The organism is Armatimonadota bacterium, assembly GCA_037138755.1.
Taxonomy (GTDB): domain Bacteria; phylum Armatimonadota; class Fimbriimonadia; order Fimbriimonadales; family Fimbriimonadaceae; genus Fimbriimonas.
The window spans coordinates 1,620,311-1,638,910 of the sequence record JBAXHT010000001.1; the positions used below are offsets into that span (position 1 = coordinate 1,620,311).

At 54.5% G+C, this 18,600-nt stretch carries 18 protein-coding genes; 7 read left to right on the forward strand and 11 right to left on the reverse strand.

The features are described from left to right. Nucleotides 1–81: 81 nt before the first annotated feature. Entirely contained in the window at nucleotides 82–1,035 is a 954-nt protein-coding gene (locus tag WCK51_07710) for an acetylxylan esterase (protein MEI7576763.1), read from the reverse strand. Nucleotides 1,036–1,056: 21 nt separating this feature from the next. Here WCK51_07710 and WCK51_07715 point away from each other — a divergent pair, with 21 nt between their 5' ends. Both WCK51_07715 and WCK51_07720 read left to right on the forward strand, forming a co-directional pair. Then, the gene (locus WCK51_07715) at nucleotides 1,057–1,335 is read left to right on the forward strand and encodes a hypothetical protein (GenBank protein ID MEI7576764.1); all 279 of its coding nucleotides are present in this window, start codon (nucleotides 1,057–1,059) and stop codon (nucleotides 1,333–1,335) included. 48 nt (nucleotides 1,336–1,383) lie between these two features. After that, nucleotides 1,384–1,962, forward strand: coding sequence for a thymidine kinase (locus WCK51_07720; GenBank protein ID MEI7576765.1), 579 nt, complete (start codon nucleotides 1,384–1,386; stop codon nucleotides 1,960–1,962). Here WCK51_07720 and WCK51_07725 read toward each other — a convergent pair whose 3' ends face one another. The 4 genes from WCK51_07725 to WCK51_07740 are packed head-to-tail and all read right to left on the reverse strand — an operon-like array spanning nucleotide 1,963 to nucleotide 4,742. After that, nucleotides 1,963–2,595 carry a hypothetical protein gene (locus WCK51_07725; protein ID MEI7576766.1) on the reverse strand — a complete coding sequence of 211 codons (633 nt, stop codon included), beginning with the start codon at nucleotides 2,593–2,595 and terminating at the stop codon, nucleotides 1,963–1,965. Further along, the gene (locus WCK51_07730; GenBank protein MEI7576767.1) at nucleotides 2,596–3,276 is read right to left on the reverse strand and encodes a hypothetical protein; all 681 of its coding nucleotides are present in this window, start codon (nucleotides 3,274–3,276) and stop codon (nucleotides 2,596–2,598) included. It lies immediately after the preceding gene. Nucleotides 3,277–3,320: 44 nt separating this feature from the next. Next, nucleotides 3,321–3,980, reverse strand: coding sequence for a hypothetical protein (locus WCK51_07735; protein MEI7576768.1), 660 nt, complete (start codon nucleotides 3,978–3,980; stop codon nucleotides 3,321–3,323). A gap of 60 nt (nucleotides 3,981–4,040) precedes the next feature. Further along, nucleotides 4,041–4,742 (reverse strand): hypothetical protein, encoded by a 702-nt coding sequence (locus WCK51_07740; protein MEI7576769.1) that lies wholly within the window; start codon nucleotides 4,740–4,742, stop codon nucleotides 4,041–4,043. Nucleotides 4,743–4,856: 114 nt separating this feature from the next. Between WCK51_07740 and WCK51_07745 the strand changes: the two genes are divergently transcribed. The 4 genes from WCK51_07745 to WCK51_07760 all read left to right on the forward strand — a co-directional run bounded on the left by WCK51_07745 (nucleotide 4,857) and on the right by WCK51_07760 (nucleotide 10,194). Beyond that, complete coding sequence (locus WCK51_07745) at nucleotides 4,857–5,561, forward strand: HAD-IA family hydrolase (GenBank protein MEI7576770.1); 705 nt, start codon at nucleotides 4,857–4,859, stop codon at nucleotides 5,559–5,561. Beyond that, nucleotides 5,549–6,562 carry a tRNA preQ1(34) S-adenosylmethionine ribosyltransferase-isomerase QueA gene (gene queA / locus WCK51_07750; GenBank protein MEI7576771.1) on the forward strand — a complete coding sequence of 338 codons (1,014 nt, stop codon included), beginning with the start codon at nucleotides 5,549–5,551 and terminating at the stop codon, nucleotides 6,560–6,562. Before WCK51_07745 ends, queA begins: the two co-directional genes overlap by 13 nt. Before the next feature lie 172 nt (nucleotides 6,563–6,734). Next, on the forward strand, nucleotides 6,735–7,538 hold the full coding sequence (locus WCK51_07755) for a prepilin-type N-terminal cleavage/methylation domain-containing protein (protein ID MEI7576772.1): 804 nt from the start codon (nucleotides 6,735–6,737) through the stop codon (nucleotides 7,536–7,538). A gap of 388 nt (nucleotides 7,539–7,926) precedes the next feature. Then, on the forward strand, nucleotides 7,927–10,194 hold the full coding sequence (locus WCK51_07760; GenBank protein ID MEI7576773.1) for a beta-L-arabinofuranosidase domain-containing protein: 2,268 nt from the start codon (nucleotides 7,927–7,929) through the stop codon (nucleotides 10,192–10,194). Between the two features lie 45 nt (nucleotides 10,195–10,239). Here the strand turns inward: WCK51_07760 and WCK51_07765 are convergent, their stop codons facing one another. Genes WCK51_07765 through WCK51_07790 form a run of 6 tightly spaced genes read right to left on the reverse strand, consistent with a single transcriptional unit; the run spans nucleotide 10,240 to nucleotide 17,022 of the window. Further along, entirely contained in the window at nucleotides 10,240–11,733 is a 1,494-nt protein-coding gene (locus WCK51_07765; protein MEI7576774.1) for an alpha-L-arabinofuranosidase C-terminal domain-containing protein, read from the reverse strand. Nucleotides 11,734–11,743: 10 nt separating this feature from the next. After that, a complete protein-coding gene (locus WCK51_07770) occupies nucleotides 11,744–12,556 on the reverse strand; it encodes a carbohydrate ABC transporter permease (GenBank protein ID MEI7576775.1) in 813 nt (270 codons plus the stop codon). Then, the gene (locus WCK51_07775) at nucleotides 12,553–13,407 is read right to left on the reverse strand and encodes a sugar ABC transporter permease (GenBank protein MEI7576776.1); all 855 of its coding nucleotides are present in this window, start codon (nucleotides 13,405–13,407) and stop codon (nucleotides 12,553–12,555) included. Before WCK51_07775 ends, WCK51_07770 begins: the two co-directional genes overlap by 4 nt. Before the next feature lie 20 nt (nucleotides 13,408–13,427). After that, the gene (locus tag WCK51_07780; GenBank protein MEI7576777.1) at nucleotides 13,428–14,684 is read right to left on the reverse strand and encodes an ABC transporter substrate-binding protein; all 1,257 of its coding nucleotides are present in this window, start codon (nucleotides 14,682–14,684) and stop codon (nucleotides 13,428–13,430) included. A gap of 3 nt (nucleotides 14,685–14,687) precedes the next feature. Then, nucleotides 14,688–16,034: an arabinan endo-1,5-alpha-L-arabinosidase gene (locus tag WCK51_07785; GenBank protein ID MEI7576778.1), complete on the reverse strand. Its 1,347-nt coding sequence runs from the start codon at nucleotides 16,032–16,034 to the stop codon at nucleotides 14,688–14,690. Between the two features lie 22 nt (nucleotides 16,035–16,056). Further along, nucleotides 16,057–17,022 carry a metalloregulator ArsR/SmtB family transcription factor gene (locus WCK51_07790; protein ID MEI7576779.1) on the reverse strand — a complete coding sequence of 322 codons (966 nt, stop codon included), beginning with the start codon at nucleotides 17,020–17,022 and terminating at the stop codon, nucleotides 16,057–16,059. A gap of 151 nt (nucleotides 17,023–17,173) precedes the next feature. Between WCK51_07790 and WCK51_07795 the strand changes: the two genes are divergently transcribed. Further along, nucleotides 17,174–18,580, forward strand: a complete 1,407-nt coding sequence (locus WCK51_07795) for an L-fucose/L-arabinose isomerase family protein (GenBank protein ID MEI7576780.1) — start codon at nucleotides 17,174–17,176, stop codon at nucleotides 18,578–18,580. Nucleotides 18,581–18,600: the final 20 nt, after the last annotated feature.

An 18,600-nucleotide genomic window follows, 5' to 3' on the forward strand; every position in this document is an offset into this window, starting at 1 on the left:
AAAAGGGCGGCGGGGCGCAGGAAGACCTGGGTCCCAACAAGTAAATTTGCGAGTATCAGAGCCCTTTATTATAGGTCGCTTTTAGAGATCGCTGAAGAACTCCCAGATCAAATCATCGACCCCCGGCAGTCCCTCGTGACCGAAGTCGGGGTACATCACGTGGCTCTTTTTGCAGGTCATTTTGTTGTATGCCGCGAAGTAGGTGCTCGGAGGAGTGATGGTGTCCATCAGACCGCCAAACAGTTTGACCTCGCCTTTGATTCGATGCACAAGGTGTTGCAGGTCGATGTAGCCGAGCTTTTCAAAAATCTCCGCTTCACGCTCGTGCCGTGGGTCGCGCTGACGGAAGTAGTATTTCAGCTCGTCGTAGGCATCCTTCGCGAGGTCCATCTCCCAAACTCGCTGGTAGTCGCAAAGGAATGGATAGACCGGGGCGGCTTTCTTGATCGGCGCGAGCGCGGCACACGCAAGGGTGAGTGCTCCGCCTTGTGAGCCTCCCATCGCACCGAGCCGGGTTCCATCGATCTCGTCAAACGACGAGACGACTTTTGCAAGAAGCGCAGTGTCAAGGTACACATTTCGGAAATACATCTCTTCGGGAGGACCATCGAGACCGCGAACAATGTGGCCCTTGAGAGTCATTCCTTGATAGTTTCCGTGATCAAGAGATTCACCACCTTGACCACGACAGTCCATCGCCGCCACCGCGAATCCGCGTGCGACCCAGTTGAGTTTGTGCATCCAATCTCCGGAGTGCATTGAGTAGCCGTGGAACTGTAGTATGCAGGGCACTTTCTTGGAGCCCTTCGGTCGGATGTACTTAGCGTACACCTCGCCGCCACGGGTTCCCTTGAAGCGAAGTTCAAAGCACTCCGCGAAATCCACGCTCATATTCTTCGGGGTCAGTATCGGCGCGATTGCAACTGCCTCCATCTCTGCAAGCGATTCATTCCAAAACTGTTCGTGGTCGGCGGGCTTGGGGTTTATTCCGGAATAGCTCAGCAGTTTGGCGAGAGGCATATCTACTAACGGCATGCATGATAGAATATCCTCCTGATGGTTGGTCGTTGGATTCTTGTGGTGCTGTTCTGCGGATTTATTGGAGCCGTGAGCAGTTGGATGGTGAATACGCTTTTCGGCCTCTTCGCACCAACGTCCGCGTCGCATCAACAGGACTTAGGTGGGCTCGCCCTCTCGATGACCGGTGATTTGGGAGTTAGAGCGGTCAACTACTCTGCCATTCAAAACGGAATTCTGCTTGGAGTTCTTGCAGGCTGTGTGATCGTCATCGCCGACGCTATGGTGAAATCCCGACTTGGCGTGCAACAGAAGTAAACTTGAGTTCCGAGCTGACAGCAGAAAGCTGACAGCCGATGGCTCCCCATGAAACCCCTCGGAAAACTCACCGTCGTCTGCGGCTCGATGTACGCTGGCAAAAGCGAGGAGCTGATTCGGCTTGCGCGGCGATCACTTTACGCCAAGAAAAAGGTTCAGGTTTTCAAGCCTTCGATTGATGACCGTTACCACCAGACCATGGTCGTGAGCCACATGGGCGTCCAGCATGAGGCGGAGACGGCGGTGAATGTGGCGGAGCTTAGTGCGAAAGTCAAGAAAGAAACCCAGGTTCTGCTGATCGAAGAAGTCCAGTTCTTTGAGCCGACGATTGTTGAGTTCCTGGTGCAGCAGGCCGACAAAGGCGTTGATGTTATCGTCGCCGGACTCGACCAGGACTTCCGCCGTCAGCCCTTCGGACCGATGCCGGCCCTGCTTGCGGCTGCCGACGAAGTCATCAAGCTTCGCGCGATCTGCATGAAATGCGGAAACCCGGCGTCGCACACGTATCGTATGGTCGACGGAAAGCCCGCCCACTGGGACGACCCGATCGTTCTGATCGGTGCGACAGAAAGCTACGAGGCACGGTGCCGGAACTGCTTTGAGATTCGGAAAGGGAAGAAGAAGTAGTTAGCGGATTCGGGACATCACTAGTTTCCGTCCTGCGAGCTGGTCATCCTTCATCTCAAACCGCTCCAGCGATGAATCCTTGATCCGAAACCAGAACTTTGCGACAAAGCTCTGCTGGCTATTTGGGACGTGACCTTGAGCGGAAACACTGTAGACGCTAATGCCATTGATGGAAGTAGCCTCTTCGTACGTCCAGGTCAAGGAAGTCCGTGGTGAGACAATCCTTGTTGGTTTATTTGGTTCCAGTTGGACTTGTAGGTTGTCAAAAGGCGATACGATGCCCGCCATCGCATTACGTTCGTAAACGTTGCCGCTTTTGGACGAGAGATACGGCATCATTTGGGGCAAATAGGTAGCCAAAAAGGGGTGGGGGATAAACACTTCTGGGAAGGGAGTTGCCACGAATCCGCCTCCAGTAAGTACCCGCTCGCGTCCGACATCAAGTAGCTCTCCTCTAGGTCTAGCTGTGACAGGGACTACGATACATACCGCAGCATGAAGCTGCGTGTTTTTAAGAACTCTTGATTGCGATGCGGGCGCCGAAATCGAAACGCAATACTTCAACTCCATCGGCTCCTTCGGAGCGAAGTGGATGTAGGCATCTGGCTTCTGGATTGGCGCGATCCCGAGCATCTACTCCTTCCGAGTGACGGTGATCTTCACTTTGCCAGCCGGAGCGCCTTCGCCGGGGACCATGTTGTCGGTTTTGAGTTCGAGCTTCTGCAAGGAAGCGTCCGAGGCCCGGACCCAGGAGGTTGCAGTCATGTCGCCCGAGAATCCTTCTTTCGTGAACTTGCCCTCGCAGGTGGACTTCAAGGTGTCAACATCCTCAACTTTCTCAGGCCCGACGAACTCGAACTTGGTCTTGCCAATCTTGGATTCGTGCTCCCATTTGTGGCCGGCCTTCACTGGCTCGAGTGGGTCGGCGCCGTCTAGGAGATCCATGAGGGTGGAGATTGGGTCTTCCTCTTCATCGGTTTTCTCCTCCTTGATCTCCTCGCCGTCTTTGTCGTATTTGTGGGTCTTGGCGTCTTCGGCGTCAATCGCCTGCTCTTCGCCATTGAACTTGATCGTTCCCCCCAGTAGTGTGTCCGTTTCTTCGTAGGAGCCGTCGGCGTTGACCTTTGTGATCTTAAACTTGTTCTTCGACTTCATTTCCATCGTGAAGCCCTCGGATTCGAAGTTCACTAGGATCTCGTAGACCCGCTCGGCTCCCTCAATGTGCTTTTCACGCAGGCTGTATTTCGTATCCTGCAACGGCGCAAAGCCGAGTGCGGCTACAGAGAGGAAAAGAACAGCTTTGGAAGCGAACATAACATATAGTGTCGTCTCGGACGCGGCAAAAGTTTCCTAGAATCTCACTTTTCTTTAGCCGAATAGGTGAATGTGTAGTCGATCATCGGCAGGCCATCGCTAACAAGGTCGTCGGCTGTGGTGCTTTCGCTCTGCAAGCGACCGTTGTCGCACCGGTACCACTGCGTCACCTTAAAGGTGCCTCGTAACGGGTCAAGAAATGTTCCGGTTCGCTCGAGGCCGATGCAGTCGTACTTGTCAATCTTCTTGATCGGCAAGCCCTTGAACAAGATATCCATGATCTTTGTCCGGCGACGCCACGTTTCTCCAGGGGCCACCGCCTTGCGGTCGATTGCTACGTGGAGAAGTTCGTCGACGTAGCCGAGCGGGTCGTCTTCAAAGGTCGCCTTGATCTCTTCGTATTGAAACTGTTGTCCATTACCGTTGAGGTAGAAGTTCCAAGTCTCGCCTTTTGGATCCTCGGGTTCGCTCTTCTCGCCGTCGGTGGATTCGTTGATGGTTCCGCCGATCACCTCGACCTCGACATGTTGGACGCCGTAGTTGTCGATTCCCAGTACGGTTTGCTTGCACTTCAGGTCGTGCTTGATGTACTGTCGTTGAGTCTTCAAGATTTCGACCGAGTCAAATCGCCACTCTTCGCCTTCCTTCATCGGGCACCCGATGGCGTAGGAGGATTGGGCAAGGATCAATCCGGCGAGAATCACACCTTCAAGATAACAAAAAGAGCGGCAAAAGCCGCTCTTTTTGCTGAATTATCCGAAGATTTACTTTTCTCGCGTAATGACAAAGGTTCCGGTGATGGGGCCCGGTGCGCCTGCCATGGGAACGTTCGACCACTTCTGCTCGGCCTTCACCATCTGTGAGTCTGACTTAGCAAGCCAAACCTTTCCTTCGATCGAAGCTGGCTCTGCGCCGGAAGCTTCGACGACTTTCGACTTGATGATCAGCGTGTCGACGCCGTCAACTGATTCTTCCCCAAGAACTTCGAAGTCCTTCTTCAAAGCCACAGTTCCCTTGTCGGTATCTGCCTTAACCTCTTCCGTCCACTTGGAACCAACCTTGACTGCGGTCTTCGGGAATGTCCATGCATTGAGAGCTGCAACTCGGTAAGCCTCAGGTCCGATATCGTCTCCGCGAATTTCCTTGACGGTTCCGTCGGCGTTGTGAACGACCGTGTTGCCTGGGGTCTCGGGGATCTCCATTTCTTGCCCGCCGAGGCTAGCTGTGCCGCCAAGCTGCTTATCCTCAAGCGTATAGGAACCATCTTCTGCAACTTCCTTGACGGTCGTTTGAGTCAAAAGGTTGGCGACAACGTCGGTACCCATGATCTGAAGATTGCCCTTGATACGGAGCTTAACGACGTCGCCTTTCTTTGGCGTATATTTGAGGATGACGCCATCCTGGGTGGCGAGGGCGACAGATGCGAGGAGCATCATTGCAATACCGGCAGATTTCAGTGCTTTCATGATTACGGCTCTAGTTTAGCGTGTTTGCGCTTGTTTCAGATATGTATACGCACAACACTTAACCCGGTTGCGCCCATACTTTAAGGCTAGGTCAAAAGACCAGATGTTCTCTCCATGCAACCTAAGCTCGTCACCTTCGACTGCGCCAACACCCTGATCTGGACGGATTGGCAGCCGCACACGTTCGCGGTGCGCTGCGCCGAAATAGCCGGGCTCGAGCTCCCTGATGGAGCTTCTGAGAAGTATATGGAGATCTTCTTGCCGAAACTTCCGGAATTCTGGCTGATGAACCAGAAGCGGTCGTTTCTTCCGTGGCGAGAATTTTGGGTTCAGCAGGTCGCGGATTGGCTCGCGGCTCTGGGGATCGAAGGGCAGAACCCTTTGGAACTCCACTTGATCGGTGAAAAGGAGATTTTTCGGCCACCTTCGAAGACCTTTAAGCTGTTCGATGACGCCTTGCCTGCGGTGCGGGCTCTCCAAGAAATGGGGATCAAGGTTGCGGTGCTGAGTAACTGGGACCACTCTTTGCATCAATGCCTTGAAGGGCATGGGCTGGGGTACGAGTTTGACGCGGTCTTCGCCTCACTGGAACATGGAGTAGAAAAACCCGATCCCCGATTCTTTCAGATCGCTCTCGATCATTTCGGAGTCACTCCGAGTGAATGCTTCCACGTCGGTGATGACCCGATCGACGATTTCGAAGGCGCGACCCAAGCCGGGATTCCCGTCGCACTTCTCGACCGAACCCGTTTACGTTCCGAAAAGCCATATATATCCGACCTGCACCAACTGATCGAGGCATTTGAATGGTACGTCTAAGCGATTTCGACTATCACCTTCCGGAAGAACTGATCGCCCAGACTCCGCTGAGCGATCGTGCCGCCTCGCGCCTTCTTCACCTTGACAAAGCTTCCGGAGACGTCGCCCACCTCCAATTCCGAAACTGTCCCGGCCTCCTCAATGAAGGTGATGTGCTCGTTCTCAATAACACCCGAGTCAACGCGTGGCGGTTCATCGGCGAGAAATCCACCGGGGCAAAAATCGAGATTCTCGCCCTTAAGGAGCTTGAGCAAGGAGTCTTCGAATGCCTGGTCAAACCCGCCAAGCGGCTTAAACTGGGTGACCCAATCAGCATCAGCCCTCGCCTCGTTGCTGAACTTGTGGGTCAAACTGACGAGACAACTCGTCTGATCCGATTCTCCTCAGCGGAAAACATTTATCTGGCAATGGACGAAGCCGGAACAGTTCCCCTACCGCCATACATCACCGAATCGTTGGACGACAAAGAGCGGTACCAAACCGTCATCGCCCAGCACCCCGGCTCCGCCGCTGCCCCAACTGCTGGTCTCCACTTCACCCCCGAGATCCTCGATCAGATTAAAGCCAAGGGCGTCGACATCGTCGAGGTCACTCTGCATGTCGGAATCGACACCTTCCGGCCCATCCAAACAGACGACGTCACCAATCACCAAATGCATGGCGAGATTTGCGAAGTCTCCCCGCAGGCCGCTCAGCGAATCAACGAACGAAAGGGAAGACTCATCGCCGTCGGTACGACCTCCGTCCGAACTCTCGAATCGTTTGCCACCCATGCCGGAGAGATCGAACCCGGGCGTCAAGAGTCCCGAATCTTTATCACCCCAGGGTACAAGTTCCGCGCCATCGACGGAATGTTCACCAACTTCCACCTCCCTAAAACAACCATGTTGCTGATGATCTCCGCCCTGGCGGGACGGGAGAACATTCTGATTGCCTACGACGAAGCGGTCCGGAACCGCTACCGTTTCCTCAGTTTTGGGGACTCAATGCTGATCATCTAGGTTCAACGCCCGAGCATAACGACCCAGGAATAAGAATTTTGTTCAAAATATATTCCAAATGAAGAATAACCATACTATAATGGAACTAAGCCCGATTGGTTTAGTCTAATCCCTGATCCATCAAGGTCCCAAGCAATCATCGAACGATTGATATTTTCACTGAGGAAAATTCATGCAAAACACAAAACGAGCATTCACCCTAATTGAGCTCCTCGTCGTCATCGCGATTATCGCGATCCTCGCCGCCATCCTGTTCCCGGTCTTCGCGCAAGCCAAGCTTGCGGCGAAAAAGGCTTCTGACCTTTCAAACTTGAAGCAGCAAGCAACGTCTGCGATCTTGTACCAAGGAGACAGCGATGATGTCAGCGTTGCCCAGTTCCGAGACGCTGGGGGCTGGCTCTACTGGTTCGCAGGTTCCGGAAAGGACCTAGGATTCATGGATCCGACCGAAGGCAACAACTGGAGCCGAGAAACCATGCCGTACATGAAGAACCTCGACATCTTCAAGAACCCGGCTGCACCCAACGATCCCAACGGCACTTACGGGTACCGAAACAAGGCTGGCGCTGGAAACGGTAGCTACGCGGCAAACGGCATCGTGCTTGGTATTAGCCAAACCTCCTATTCGGACCCCGCCAATACGATCTACTTGGTCGACAAGGCAACCACGACCCGAGAGTCGATCGTGCAGCCAACTCCCTTGTACCCACTAGCCGGTCCGCTCATCGCAAACGGAATCGACATCAACTGGGTCGGAATCAGTTTCGGATCCAAGGCAAACTACGCATGGTGTGATGGTCACGCAAAGACTTTCGACAGAAAGGCAATCCAGTTCCGACACTACGGAATCGCTGGCACTGTCCACCAGTTCGGTCCTGGAAACCTAGACGTACCGAATACCCAGACAATGCAAGACCCGCGAACGAACCCTAATCAATGGTGGACGTACGGGAACGCAGACCCAAGCGGCATCTAACCACACCTTTGAGTGGGAACCTGCAAGGTTCCCACTCGGAGCTTATCGCGATAATAATCAATGAAAACAACTCCAATTCAAATCTTTGTGTTCGGTCTTCTAGCATTGCTACTTCTTCCCGGTTGTTCCGGTGGAGGAGACAAAAATGAAATGGCTCCATTGAGCGACAAAGAACTCCTTGAGCGTGGTAACGCGGGTCACAACCCAGGCGCACCTGGCTCAGCGGGCCCCCCTCCTGGTACCCCTGGCGCCTCGGGCGGTCCACAAAGACCAACAGGTCGTTAGTCACCGATGTGAACGCACCTGACCTGTTTTCGGTCAGGTGCGTTTTCACATGTGATAAGGTACAGGCTAAGAGTCCGCGCCACGTCCTGCACTCATCTTCGCCATGATCTTCGCAACGCTTTCCCTCATGCTCATGAAGCCAAATGTGCAAGAAGTTCAGCCTTTTCCATTGAGCGCTGTGCGCGTCTTTGGAATGCAGGCGGATCGGCAGCAAGTTGACCTCAAGTACTTGAAGTCCCTTGACCCGATTCGGCTCCTGCACGGGTTTTACGTTAACTCGGGGATCACCCCGCCCAAACCTCGCTATGGCGGATGGGAGGCGATGGGGATTGAGGGGCACTCGCTTGGGCACTATCTTTCTGCTTGTGCGCTCATGTACGGCGCCACTGGCGATCCTGTGATGCTCGAGCGGACAAAGACGATCGTAAAGGAACTTGCGGAATGCCAGACAGCCGCCAAGAGCGGCTTCCTCGGCGGGATGCCCGATGCTGCTCGCATCTTTGCCGAACTCAAAAAGAGGGACATCCGTAGCCAAGGATTTGACCTCAATGGCAATTGGGTGCCCTGGTACAACATCCATAAGACGCTCGCTGGCCTACTTGACACCTATCACCAAACCGGCAATAAGCAGGCACTGGAAGTCCTAAACAAAAACGCTGAATGGACTCAGGAACTCACAAAAGAGTTTTCCGACGAAGACTGGCAAAAGATGCTCGCTTGCGAGCATGGCGGCATGAACGAGTCGTTTGCCGATCTCTATTCAATCACTAAAAATCCGCTCCATCTGGAATTGGCCAAGAAGTTTCACCACAAGGAGATTCTGGGTCCCCTCGAAAAAGGCGAGCGAAAGTTGGCAGGTAGGCACGGGAATACCCAAATCCCTAAAATCCTCGGGACCGCTCGACTCTACGAAGCCACCGGAGACATGCGATTCGAGGCGATCTCAAAGAACTTCTGGAACGAGGTCATCGAAGATCACACCTACGCCATGGGTGGCCACGGCCTTGGCGAGCACTTCGGTCCTGCCGGAAAACTGAGCGAGCGGCTCGGGACGACCAACGCGGAAACTTGCAACACCTACAATATGCTCAAGCTGACCGACCACCTGTTTCAGTGGTCGCCTTCCACCCGTCTGGGCGATTATTATGAGCAAGCGCAGCTCAACCATATCCTCACCAGCGAGGACCTCGAAACGGGCGGAGTCACCTACTTTGTGCCTTTGAAGGCCGGTGCCAAGAAGACCTACACTGATCCAACTGAAGACTTCACTTGCTGCCGAGGGACCGGAATGGAGAACCACGCCAAGTACGGTGAGGGAATCTATTACCACCGCGGTAACGAACTTTGGGTCAATCAGTACACGCCTTCGCATCTCACCTGGAAAGAGCAAGGCGCGACCATAACGCTGATCACCGAGTACCCCAACTCAGACACAATAACGGTTCAGATTGATGCGACGAAGGCGACTAAGCTGAAACTAAACTTCCGCGCTCCAGCCTGGGCGTCGAAGGGGATGTCACTGAGTTTTGGTGGCGATAAGATCACGGCGAAAGCTGGAGAATGGCTTGTGTACGACCACGAGTTCAAGGGGGTTCAATCGCTCGAACTCAAAATCCCGATGGCGCTCCGAACCGTACCGATGCCCGATAACCCCAACCGCGTCGCCCTGATGTATGGCCCAACTCTTCTGGTCGCCGAATGGGGTTCAACCGAGGAGAAGCCGGGCGAACGATCCCCCGTTTTCATCAAAGACGACCGTCCAGTCGAGCAATGGCTGAAGAAAACTGGTCCTCGGACGTGGCACTCGGTCGGGAATCTGCTACCGACCGACCTCGCGTTCCGCCCATTCTTTGACATTCAGCACGAGCGGTACAGTGCCTATCTTGATGTGTTCACTCACCAAGACTGGGAGAACCGGGAGGCCGAGTTCCGCAAGAAAGAGGCCGAAGAAGCTGCGCTCAACGCCCGAACGCTCGACTGGTTCCAACCCGGCGAGATGCAAGCGGAAAGGGATCACAACGTTCAAAGCGAGCTCAGCGGCCCCGCTGAGTGGCAGGGTCGAAAGTGCCGCCACGCCTGGAACGGCGGCTGGTTCTCGTTCGACCTGAAGGTCGATCCGAGTAAGACTCAAGACGTCGTCTTCACCTATTGGGGTGGAGACCGCCGCACGTTCGACGTTCTGTTGGACGGCGCAGTTTGGGAGACCCACAGTGGAAACGGTCAACCGGCCGAGAAGTTCTTCGATAGGACTTTGAAGTTGACTCCAGAAATGCTGAAAGGGAAGTCCAAAGTGACGATCAAGCTCCAAGCCGAAAAGCCCAACGGTTGGGCCGGTGGGCTGTTTGGGGTTAGGGTTTTGAAGGGAGTCTGATAAGTCCCCTCTCCATTCATGGAGAGGGGATTTACGGCGTGAGGATTAACTCAACTTGAACGTCCCGGCATGCATCGACATTGGCGGTAGCTTCACTGTCGCAACCCCGCCGCCAACCGACGCCTCAAAATCCCGAGCGACAATCGTGTTGGGTGAGTCAAAGGTGTTCGCCGCCTTGGGATCCGTTCCCGTCAACAGCTCGCCGTTCAAAGAGGCAACAATCGCGCGATCTCCGACCCTAACCGTCACTTCGTGCGAAGACGAAAGGTCGCGGTTCACCAGGAACACGCTCAGTTCATCCCCGTTCAGGATCGCGCTGGAGTCGATGTAGGTCGCGTCTCCATAATCTGCAGAAGCATACGAAGGACCATCCAACCGCACGTGAAGCGCAATCCCTTCGCGTCGCTTCGCCATCATCTCGATCGGATAGAAAATGGTCTGGTAGACCATCTCATCCCCCCGAGTCAGAAGCGGAGCGATCACGTTAACGATCTGCGCGATGTTCGCGATCTTCACCGAATCCGCGTGGCGGATAAAGCTATTGAGGAAGCCCGCCGCGACGAGCGCATCCTCCAGGTTGTACTCCTCTTCCAGCAAGTGGGGGGCGAACTTGCCAGCACCGTCGCTGTGAACTCCGTCCCTGGCTCGGTACCAGACGTTCCATTCGTCAAAGCTCAGCTTGACTGGCTTTTTGAGCTTTTTCGTATGGGCCACCGACTGACAGATCGAGTCCATCGCCTCGATCTGCTCGTCAATCGAGTTTGTCACCGCCAGAAAGTTCGGAGTATCGTTCTTGGAGTTCCCCACATACCGGTGAAGCGAAATGTACTCGACATCGTTTTTACAATGTTCCAACACCTTTCGGTCCCACTCGAGGTAGGTGGGCAAATCTGGGGCGCACGAACCACAAACGACTAGTTCAATCGACGAATCGACCATCTTCATCATGCGCGCCGTCTGCTGGGCCTGGATCGCGTAGGTTTCTGCGGGAACGTGGCCAATCTGCCACGGGCCGTCCATCTCGTTCCCCAAGCACCAAAGCTTGACGTCAAACGGGTTGGCGTACCCGTGCTCCTCGCGTCTCGCCGCGTACTTGGATGGTCCCTGAATGTTGCAGTATTCCAGCCAGTTTCGCGCCTCCTCGGGAGTCCCAGTTCCGAGGTTGACTGCCATCATCGGCGTCCAGTCCATCCGCTTCGAAAGCTCCAAGAACTCGTTCGGTCCGAACTGGTTCGACTCTAATGACTGCCAGGCCAAATCCCGGGTGATCGGGCGATTTTCTCGAGGGCCCACCGCGTCTTCCCAGTGGTACCCGCTGACGAAGTTTCCGCCGGGATACCGCATCGCCGTGAACCGCAACCGTTTGAGTGCTTCAAGAACGTCGGTTCGGCAACCGTGCTCATCAGCGTGCGCAGAAGTCGGCTCGTAAACGCCCTCATAAACGGCGCGCCCAAGGTGTTCTAAGAAGCCACCAAACACGCGAGGATCGACCTCGGCAATTTGGAAGGATGTATGCAAATGAAGTGTGCTTGTTTTCATTGAATCGTAATCAGTCCTTGAGGCCGGACGAGGCCATGCTTTCGACAATCTGCTTTTGAAAAACGAGGAAGACGATGAGGAGCGGTATCGAGGCTAAGACGCTGGTCGCGAGTGTGCGGCCATACTCCGTGTAATAGGATGCCTGGTACATCGCGATGCCCACGGGAAGCGTATAGTTTCGCACCGAATCCATGTACACAAGCGGCGAGACGTAGTCGTTCCAGGAGCCAATGAAGGTCAGCACTCCGAGAGTCGCCAGAGCCGGAGCGCACAGCGGCAAAGTCACGTTTGCAAAAACTTGCGCTGGTGAGCAGCCGTCGATTAGGGCAGCCTCTTCCACCGCCGAAGGGACCGACCGCATGAACTGCGACAACATAAACACCCCAAATCCGCCAGCCGTTGCCGGAACGATGAGGGCCGCTGGAGTATCTAGCCAGTGAAGCTTGCTCAAGATGAAGTAAACCGGTACCAGGAACAGTTGTCCTGGGACCATCATCGAGAAGACAACGGCACCAAGAAATGCGCTTCCGCCCTTCACTTTGAGGCGAGTAATCGCAAATGCCGCCATCGAAGATAGGGTTAGAACAAGCAGAGTGACCGAGGACGAAACAAAAACGCTGTTCAGCAACCATCGTCCAAAAGGGGCTTCCTCTGACCATTCGAGGACGTTGCGATAGTTCTCCGACGTCCATACCTTGGGGATCACCGACGCCGGATTGAGCACTTCACCCTCTGCCTTAAACGAGGTCAGGAACATCATCACTATTGGAAAGGTGAACGCGAATGCGACTAACAACATCACGACCCAAAGCAGCTTCTTCATTGCGAAGCGTTCCTCCGCATTGCAACAAACTGGATCACTCCGAAGACCATAATCACCGCCGTGAGCATCCAACTAATCGCGGCTGCGTACCCAAGGCGATATTGCTGGAAGGCAATTTCGTAGATGTATTGCACCGTTCCCCGAGTCGAAAGTTCGGGTCCGCCTTGGGTCAGCAGTGAAGCCTGTGGGAACATCTGGAACGCCCCAATGGTGTTCGTCAGAACCGTAAACAGTAGCACCGGTTTGATCAGCGGCATGGTGATCTTCGAAAACGTCTGCCAGCCTCCCGCGCCATCGAGGGCCGCGGCTTCGTGGTACATCGTCGGAATCTGCTGAAGTGAGGCCAACAAAATGACCGTTGTTCCCCCGCTCAGCCACCAAAGGGACATCAAAACGATGCTTGGCATTGCCAGCGATTTCTCGCTTAGCCAGGGAACCGCTGTCCCACCTAGTTGCTTGATCACCCAGTTGAAAAAACCGAACTCCAGGTTGTAGAAGAACTGCCAAAGGATTGCGGTGACAGCGATGGTGAAGATCCCCGGTAGGAAGATCATTCCCCTAAACAGGTTTCGACCGCGCTTCAATGCGTTCAATCCCATCGCCATCGCCAAGGCAAGAACGAGGAGAGAAGGGACGAACAGGAGCACATATCGCGCGGTCGCCACCATTGCCTGTTTGACGTAATCGTCTTTCCAGGCATCGATAAAATTCTGAGTTCCCACGAACCGGATCTGCTCGGTGGAGGTGAGGTCGAACTGCATGACGGAGAGCACCAACGCAACCAAGATCGGTAGGACTAAAAACATCGAAAACGATAAGGCGTAGGGAGCCAAAAACAGGTATCCCGTCATTTGCTGCCGCTTTTTCCAGGTCAAGGAGTCACCGCCTTGCGGTGTTGCTCGGCGTCTCGATCCATTGCTTTTTGGGTGTTCTCGTCGGCGATCTTGAGGGCGTCTTTTGCCGTTGCCCGACCCCGAATTACTTTTTCAACCGCGAGGTTGATCTCCACTCCCATCTCGAACAAAACCGGGATGCGAGGGAAGTACATCATTGTCGGAATCTGCTCGGCGAAAGCCGCCTGAACGTGCAATTCTTTGAACTCGGGCAGCTCGCGCACCGAACGCCGGGCAGGCACCTGACCAGCGGCGGCCCATCGTAGCGAGTTGGCTGAGAGATACTTGACGAAACGCTCTGAAGCCTCGCGTTGCTTTGGCGACATTTTTGGGCGGAAACATAGGGTGTGCGAATCTGCGAGGGTGCCAGCGTGTTTTCCGATTACCGGAATGGGCGCTCCCATGTAGTTCATGCCTTCGAGCCGCAGAAGGTCGCCGAGCATATAGATGCCATCCCAGACCATCCCGACCTTTTTCTGGCGGAAACCCACCCAGCCGAGCTGATTGTCGGGTGGAGGAATCAGGTTGAAATCCTTTTTGAGAGAACCCAAAAACTCAAGGGCCTCGATGTTCTGGGGGCAATCTAAGTCTGCCTTCCCGTCCGATCCCAGATAGTGACCGTCGAACTGAGGAATGAGAGAAAGGAAGTTGTTGTTCCACGCCGTGAGGGCGTATCCGAAGGTGTCCTTCGATAGCATGGCTTTTGCGGCTCGCAAGAACTCCTCGCGGTCTTTCGGCGGCGCGCTAAGTCCGGCACCGCGCAGCATATCTTTGTTCAGAAACATCCCCTGCGGGTGAATGTCCAGCGGGACGCAGAAGCGTTTCCCTTCAAACTTTGTTTGCTCGACGACGTAGGGGTCAAAGTCGTCCGCAGGAATCGCGGATTCAAAGAGCGAATCCATCGGAGCCAAAACCCCCGCCCGGTGCATTCGCGTCAGCGCCGAAGCATGGATGACGAACACGTCCGGCCCTCGGCCGTCGAGGCCTGAGACCATCACTTTGTTGTAATACAACGCCCAGGGAATCCGTTGCATCGTGACCTCGACATCGGGGTTCGCGCGGTTGAAGTCACGAATCATCTCTAGCATCACCCGGCCATCAGGACCGGTAAAGCCGTTCCAAAACGTGATCGGGGTTTTTGTTACCGCAAGTGATCCGCAAGAAAAGTCACCGCGCACAACCGAGAGCCCGAGGCAGAGCCCCAGAAGCAACCCGATTCCTGTGCGAGCGGTCATCGTCTAGTCTCCGATCCGATAGCCTCGCACGACGAGTCCCGCTTGCGTTCGACCCACGTAATAGTTACCTTGATAGTGCAAGGTCACCACGTCTTCCCAGAAATCCTTCGGATCTTCGCGTTTGGGCCATTGCAGGGTGAGTTTGTCCTTTGTCAGCTTCCACTTGCCCTTCCGATCTCCGCTTTGGAATTCACCCTTTGGCAGGAAGTGGATTTCGTCGATGTTCCCGAAGTCGGCCTGATGTGCCCATTTTCCGCCAAAGCTCATTTGCTCTTTTAGTGGCGTTGCGGCGAGATGTTCGAGTGGCAGTCCAGGTACTGGCCAGCCGTCCTCACCCCAAAACATCTCCCTCACTTGAACCCGAGGAAGCCCCCACTTCCCGTCGGTCCAATACTTTCTCCCGTCGTAAAAGTGGTAGCTGGTCAGCCAACGTCCTTTTGAATCCTGCAAGACCTCGTTATGCCCGGGCGAGAACATCGGTGGCGAGGTTTTGAGGAGGCTGACGTGGCCACCTTCTGTCATCGCCTTACCGTCGGCATCGACGTAGGGACCGTTCGGCTCTCTGGAGCGACCCACCATCATCTGGTAAGTACTTCGTACGCCCTGCGCGGCGAGACCGTAGGAAACGAACAAGTAGTACCATCCGTCCTTGTACATCGCGCAGGAGCCTTCCAGCGCATTCTCGCGCGAAGTTGTGTTTCGGGCGACTTGAAAGGGTGGTTTAGCCGTGACATCGAGCATCTTTCCAGTTGTCGGATCGAGTTCGACGCAGTAGATTCCCGCGAAATAGCTTCCGAAGAACATCCAGTGTCTCTTCGTTTGGTCGATCAGTATTTCGGCATCAATGCAGTTGTAAAAATTTCGATCCTTACGACTATCGATCACTTCTCCCCGATCAACCCAGCCCTCCGTCGGCTTTTCTGGATCGAAGTGATCGTTTTCAAGGAATCCGATGACCGAATCATTTCCGCCGAAGAACCGGCTCGCACAGTAGTAAACGCGAACCTTATTTCCGTAGACGACGATGTCCGGTGCCCAAACTGAGCGATGCTCAGGAACGCGCTTCTTCAGCCAATCTGGGTTCTCTTTCAAGAGCGGGCCAAACGTTTTCCAGGTCTTGAAATCGCGGGTTGTCTTGACGACTCCCATCCCTTGTCCGCTGGTCGAAACTGAAACATAGGTTCCGTTAAACTCGAGAACGGCGGGGTCGTGAGTATGCTCCGACCCCTCCGCGAACGAGCCATCGCCCGGAAAAGCCGACCAATCTGAGGTCATCATCATCGCCACCACTGCAAAAGTTCCGAGCATTGTTGCACCGCAAACACCGCTGAGCAATTTAATATAGCTCAACTGGAATAAGTATAGCGATAGATTACGTGAATGGGAAGACTTTTCTTGCTGGGGCGATGTCGCCACCCTTCGAAGAGTGGTGAATCTTAAACACGATATCCGTTTCAAAGGAACCAAATCCCTTACCAAAAAGCGAAAAGCCGCCCTGGTTCGCGGCATCATGCTTCACTCCGAGGCGGACCTTGGTCGCTTGCCACGGCTGCACATTGATCGAAGCCATGGAGATATCGCTCAGCTTTTCGCCATCAACAAACGCTCCGGTTGGACCGACGCTGAATACTTTGTAGTAGCCGTGCTGGTTCATGTAGTCCTGCCACCACGGCGGGTTGAGGCGACCTTTTTCGCCGCCCGGATCGCCAGGAGAGATCCAGGTGCCGATCTCAACATCATTAATCCAGATCGTAATGTCGCTGGGGTAATCGTTCGCGTAGCCTGGGGCTTCGGAACTTAGCTCAAGGGCGAGCTCGATCGAATCGATCACGGTTGTGAATGGCAAGGAGTTGGGAAAGACGTACTCGACGAATCCGCCGCCCGACCAGAGGATTTCTGCCTTTGCGCGATCTGGAAAGCTGAAGGCGAGAGGATCGTCGATGACGCCGATCATACGGTCGCGAGTTGCCAAGCCGCATGTTGGCGTGACCTCAAACTGCGAATACATACCCACGGGAACCTCGACTTCAACAACATAATCCTTGTCTTTAGGTTTTCCACCGAGATCGACAACGATGCGGTCGTGGATTCGTCGGCAGCGCTTTTGCATTCCCTGGACCCCGGAAGTGTAGTCGCTGATCACCAGACCGGCCTCTTCTAAGGTTTGAACGTGTTTTGTGATGCTCGGCTGGGCGAGTCCGAGAGCTGCAGAAAGCTCGTTGATGTTCATCTCTCCTTCGCTGAGGAGTTCGAGAATGCGGATTCGGGATTCAGACGAGAGGGCACGAAATATCGCTGCACTTTCGTTTGTGTTGAGGTCTCGCAGGTTCAACGACATAACGTATCCAGAATCATACACCAAGTAAGCCGGAATACATTCCGATGGCCGATGGGACAGGAATATTCTTCATATAGAATATTTATAGCGTTGCTTGTAGATTTATCGGAGCATCAGTCAAATCAAATCGTGCAAAATAGACGCATTCACCATGAAGAGAGTCACGCTAGGCGTCATTATCGGCAACCGAGGGTTCTTCCCGACTCACCTCTGCGAGAGCGGTCGAAAGACGATTCTTGAGGTTCTGGAGCAAGAGGGTATCGATGTTGTTGTACTGCCCGACACCGCTTCTCCGGCGGGTTCGGTTGAGTCTTTGGCGGAAGCTCATGCTTGCGCTGATCTGTTCCGAGCGAACCGGGATAAGATCGACGGCGTCTTGGTGACCCTCCCCAACTTCGGCGACGAACGGGCTATTGCGAACGCCCTCCGTTTCGCCGACTTGAATGTTCCCGTGTTGATTCACGCTTTTGCAGATGACGCGAAGCGGATGACAATTGCCGATCGCCGCGATAGTTTCTGCGGAAAGATGTCAGTTTGCAACAACCTTCGGCAGTACGGCATCAAGTACAGCCTTACGGACCTGCACACCGTTGATCCAACGTCGGCTTCCTTCCGAAGCGACATTCAGAAGTTTGCCGCTACTTGCCGAGTGACAAAGGGCTTGCGCCGCGCCCGAATCGGTGCAATCGGTGCTCGGCCGGGTGCATTTAACACGGTGCGATATAGCGAGAAGCTGTTCGAGCAAGCGGGGATCACCGTCGAAACCCTTGATCTCTCGGAAGTGCTCGGCTGGGCCAATAAGCTCACGTCTTCCGACGCCACGGTGAAGGACAAACTCGAAAAGATTCGGGCTTACACCAACACCGACGGAATTCCTGCTGAGAGCTTGGACAAAATGGCTCGCCTCGGCGCGGCTATCGACACTTGGTCAACCGACAATCGCATTGACGCAACCGCGATCCAATGCTGGACGTCGCTCGAAGAATTTTACGGCGTCGTCCCATGCACCATCATGTCAATGATGTCGGATTCACTGAAGTCCAGCGCATGCGAAACCGACGTTGCCGGTACGGTTTCGATGTACGCACTGCAACTCGCCTCGCATCGCCCTTCGGCACTACTCGACTGGAACAATAACTATGGCGGCGACCCCGATAAGTGCGTCGTGTTCCACTGTTCCAACCTTCCGAACTCAGTGTTTGCCGAGCAGAAGATGGATTACCAGGAGATCATTGCGGGAACTGTTGGCAAAGACAACACTTACGGCACCATCGTTGGCCGAATGAAAACCGGTCCGTTTACCTTCTGTCGGGTCTCCACGGACGACTTTTCCGGGGACATTGTCGCTTATCTTGGCGAAGGAAACTTGACCAACGACAACCTGATCACCTTCGGTGGATTTGGGGTTGCGGAGATTCCGAACATGCAGAATCTCCTCAAGTTCATCTGCGAAAATGGCTTCGAGCACCACGTTGCCTTCAACCTTTCGGAGGTCGCAGGAGCCGTTGAAGAAGCGATGAGCAACTACCTCGGCTGGGCGACTTACCGACACCGCTAACCACTTCCGGCGTCTCGCCG

Coding starts and splice junctions, on each gene's coding strand:
- WCK51_07780 (MEI7576777.1), bottom strand. CDS start 14,684: ATGACCGCTCGCACAGGAATCGGGTTGCTTCTGGGGCTCTGCCTCGGG.
- WCK51_07745 (MEI7576770.1), top strand. CDS start 4,857: ATGCAACCTAAGCTCGTCACCTTCGACTGCGCCAACACCCTGATCTGG.
- WCK51_07765 (MEI7576774.1), bottom strand. CDS start 11,733: ATGAAAACAAGCACACTTCATTTGCATACATCCTTCCAAATTGCCGAG.
- WCK51_07730 (MEI7576767.1), bottom strand. CDS start 3,276: ATGTTCGCTTCCAAAGCTGTTCTTTTCCTCTCTGTAGCCGCACTCGGC.
- WCK51_07770 (MEI7576775.1), bottom strand. CDS start 12,556: ATGAAGAAGCTGCTTTGGGTCGTGATGTTGTTAGTCGCATTCGCGTTC.
- WCK51_07740 (MEI7576769.1), bottom strand. CDS start 4,742: ATGAAAGCACTGAAATCTGCCGGTATTGCAATGATGCTCCTCGCATCT.
- WCK51_07720 (MEI7576765.1), top strand. CDS start 1,384: ATGAAACCCCTCGGAAAACTCACCGTCGTCTGCGGCTCGATGTACGCT.
- WCK51_07775 (MEI7576776.1), bottom strand. CDS start 13,407: ATGACGGGATACCTGTTTTTGGCTCCCTACGCCTTATCGTTTTCGATG.
- queA (MEI7576771.1), top strand. CDS start 5,549: ATGGTACGTCTAAGCGATTTCGACTATCACCTTCCGGAAGAACTGATC.
- WCK51_07790 (MEI7576779.1), bottom strand. CDS start 17,022: ATGTCGTTGAACCTGCGAGACCTCAACACAAACGAAAGTGCAGCGATA.
- WCK51_07715 (MEI7576764.1), top strand. CDS start 1,057: ATGGTTGGTCGTTGGATTCTTGTGGTGCTGTTCTGCGGATTTATTGGA.
- WCK51_07710 (MEI7576763.1), bottom strand. CDS start 1,035: ATGCCGTTAGTAGATATGCCTCTCGCCAAACTGCTGAGCTATTCCGGA.
- WCK51_07795 (MEI7576780.1), top strand. CDS start 17,174: ATGAAGAGAGTCACGCTAGGCGTCATTATCGGCAACCGAGGGTTCTTC.
- WCK51_07725 (MEI7576766.1), bottom strand. CDS start 2,595: ATGCTCGGGATCGCGCCAATCCAGAAGCCAGATGCCTACATCCACTTC.
- WCK51_07755 (MEI7576772.1), top strand. CDS start 6,735: ATGCAAAACACAAAACGAGCATTCACCCTAATTGAGCTCCTCGTCGTC.
- WCK51_07760 (MEI7576773.1), top strand. CDS start 7,927: ATGATCTTCGCAACGCTTTCCCTCATGCTCATGAAGCCAAATGTGCAA.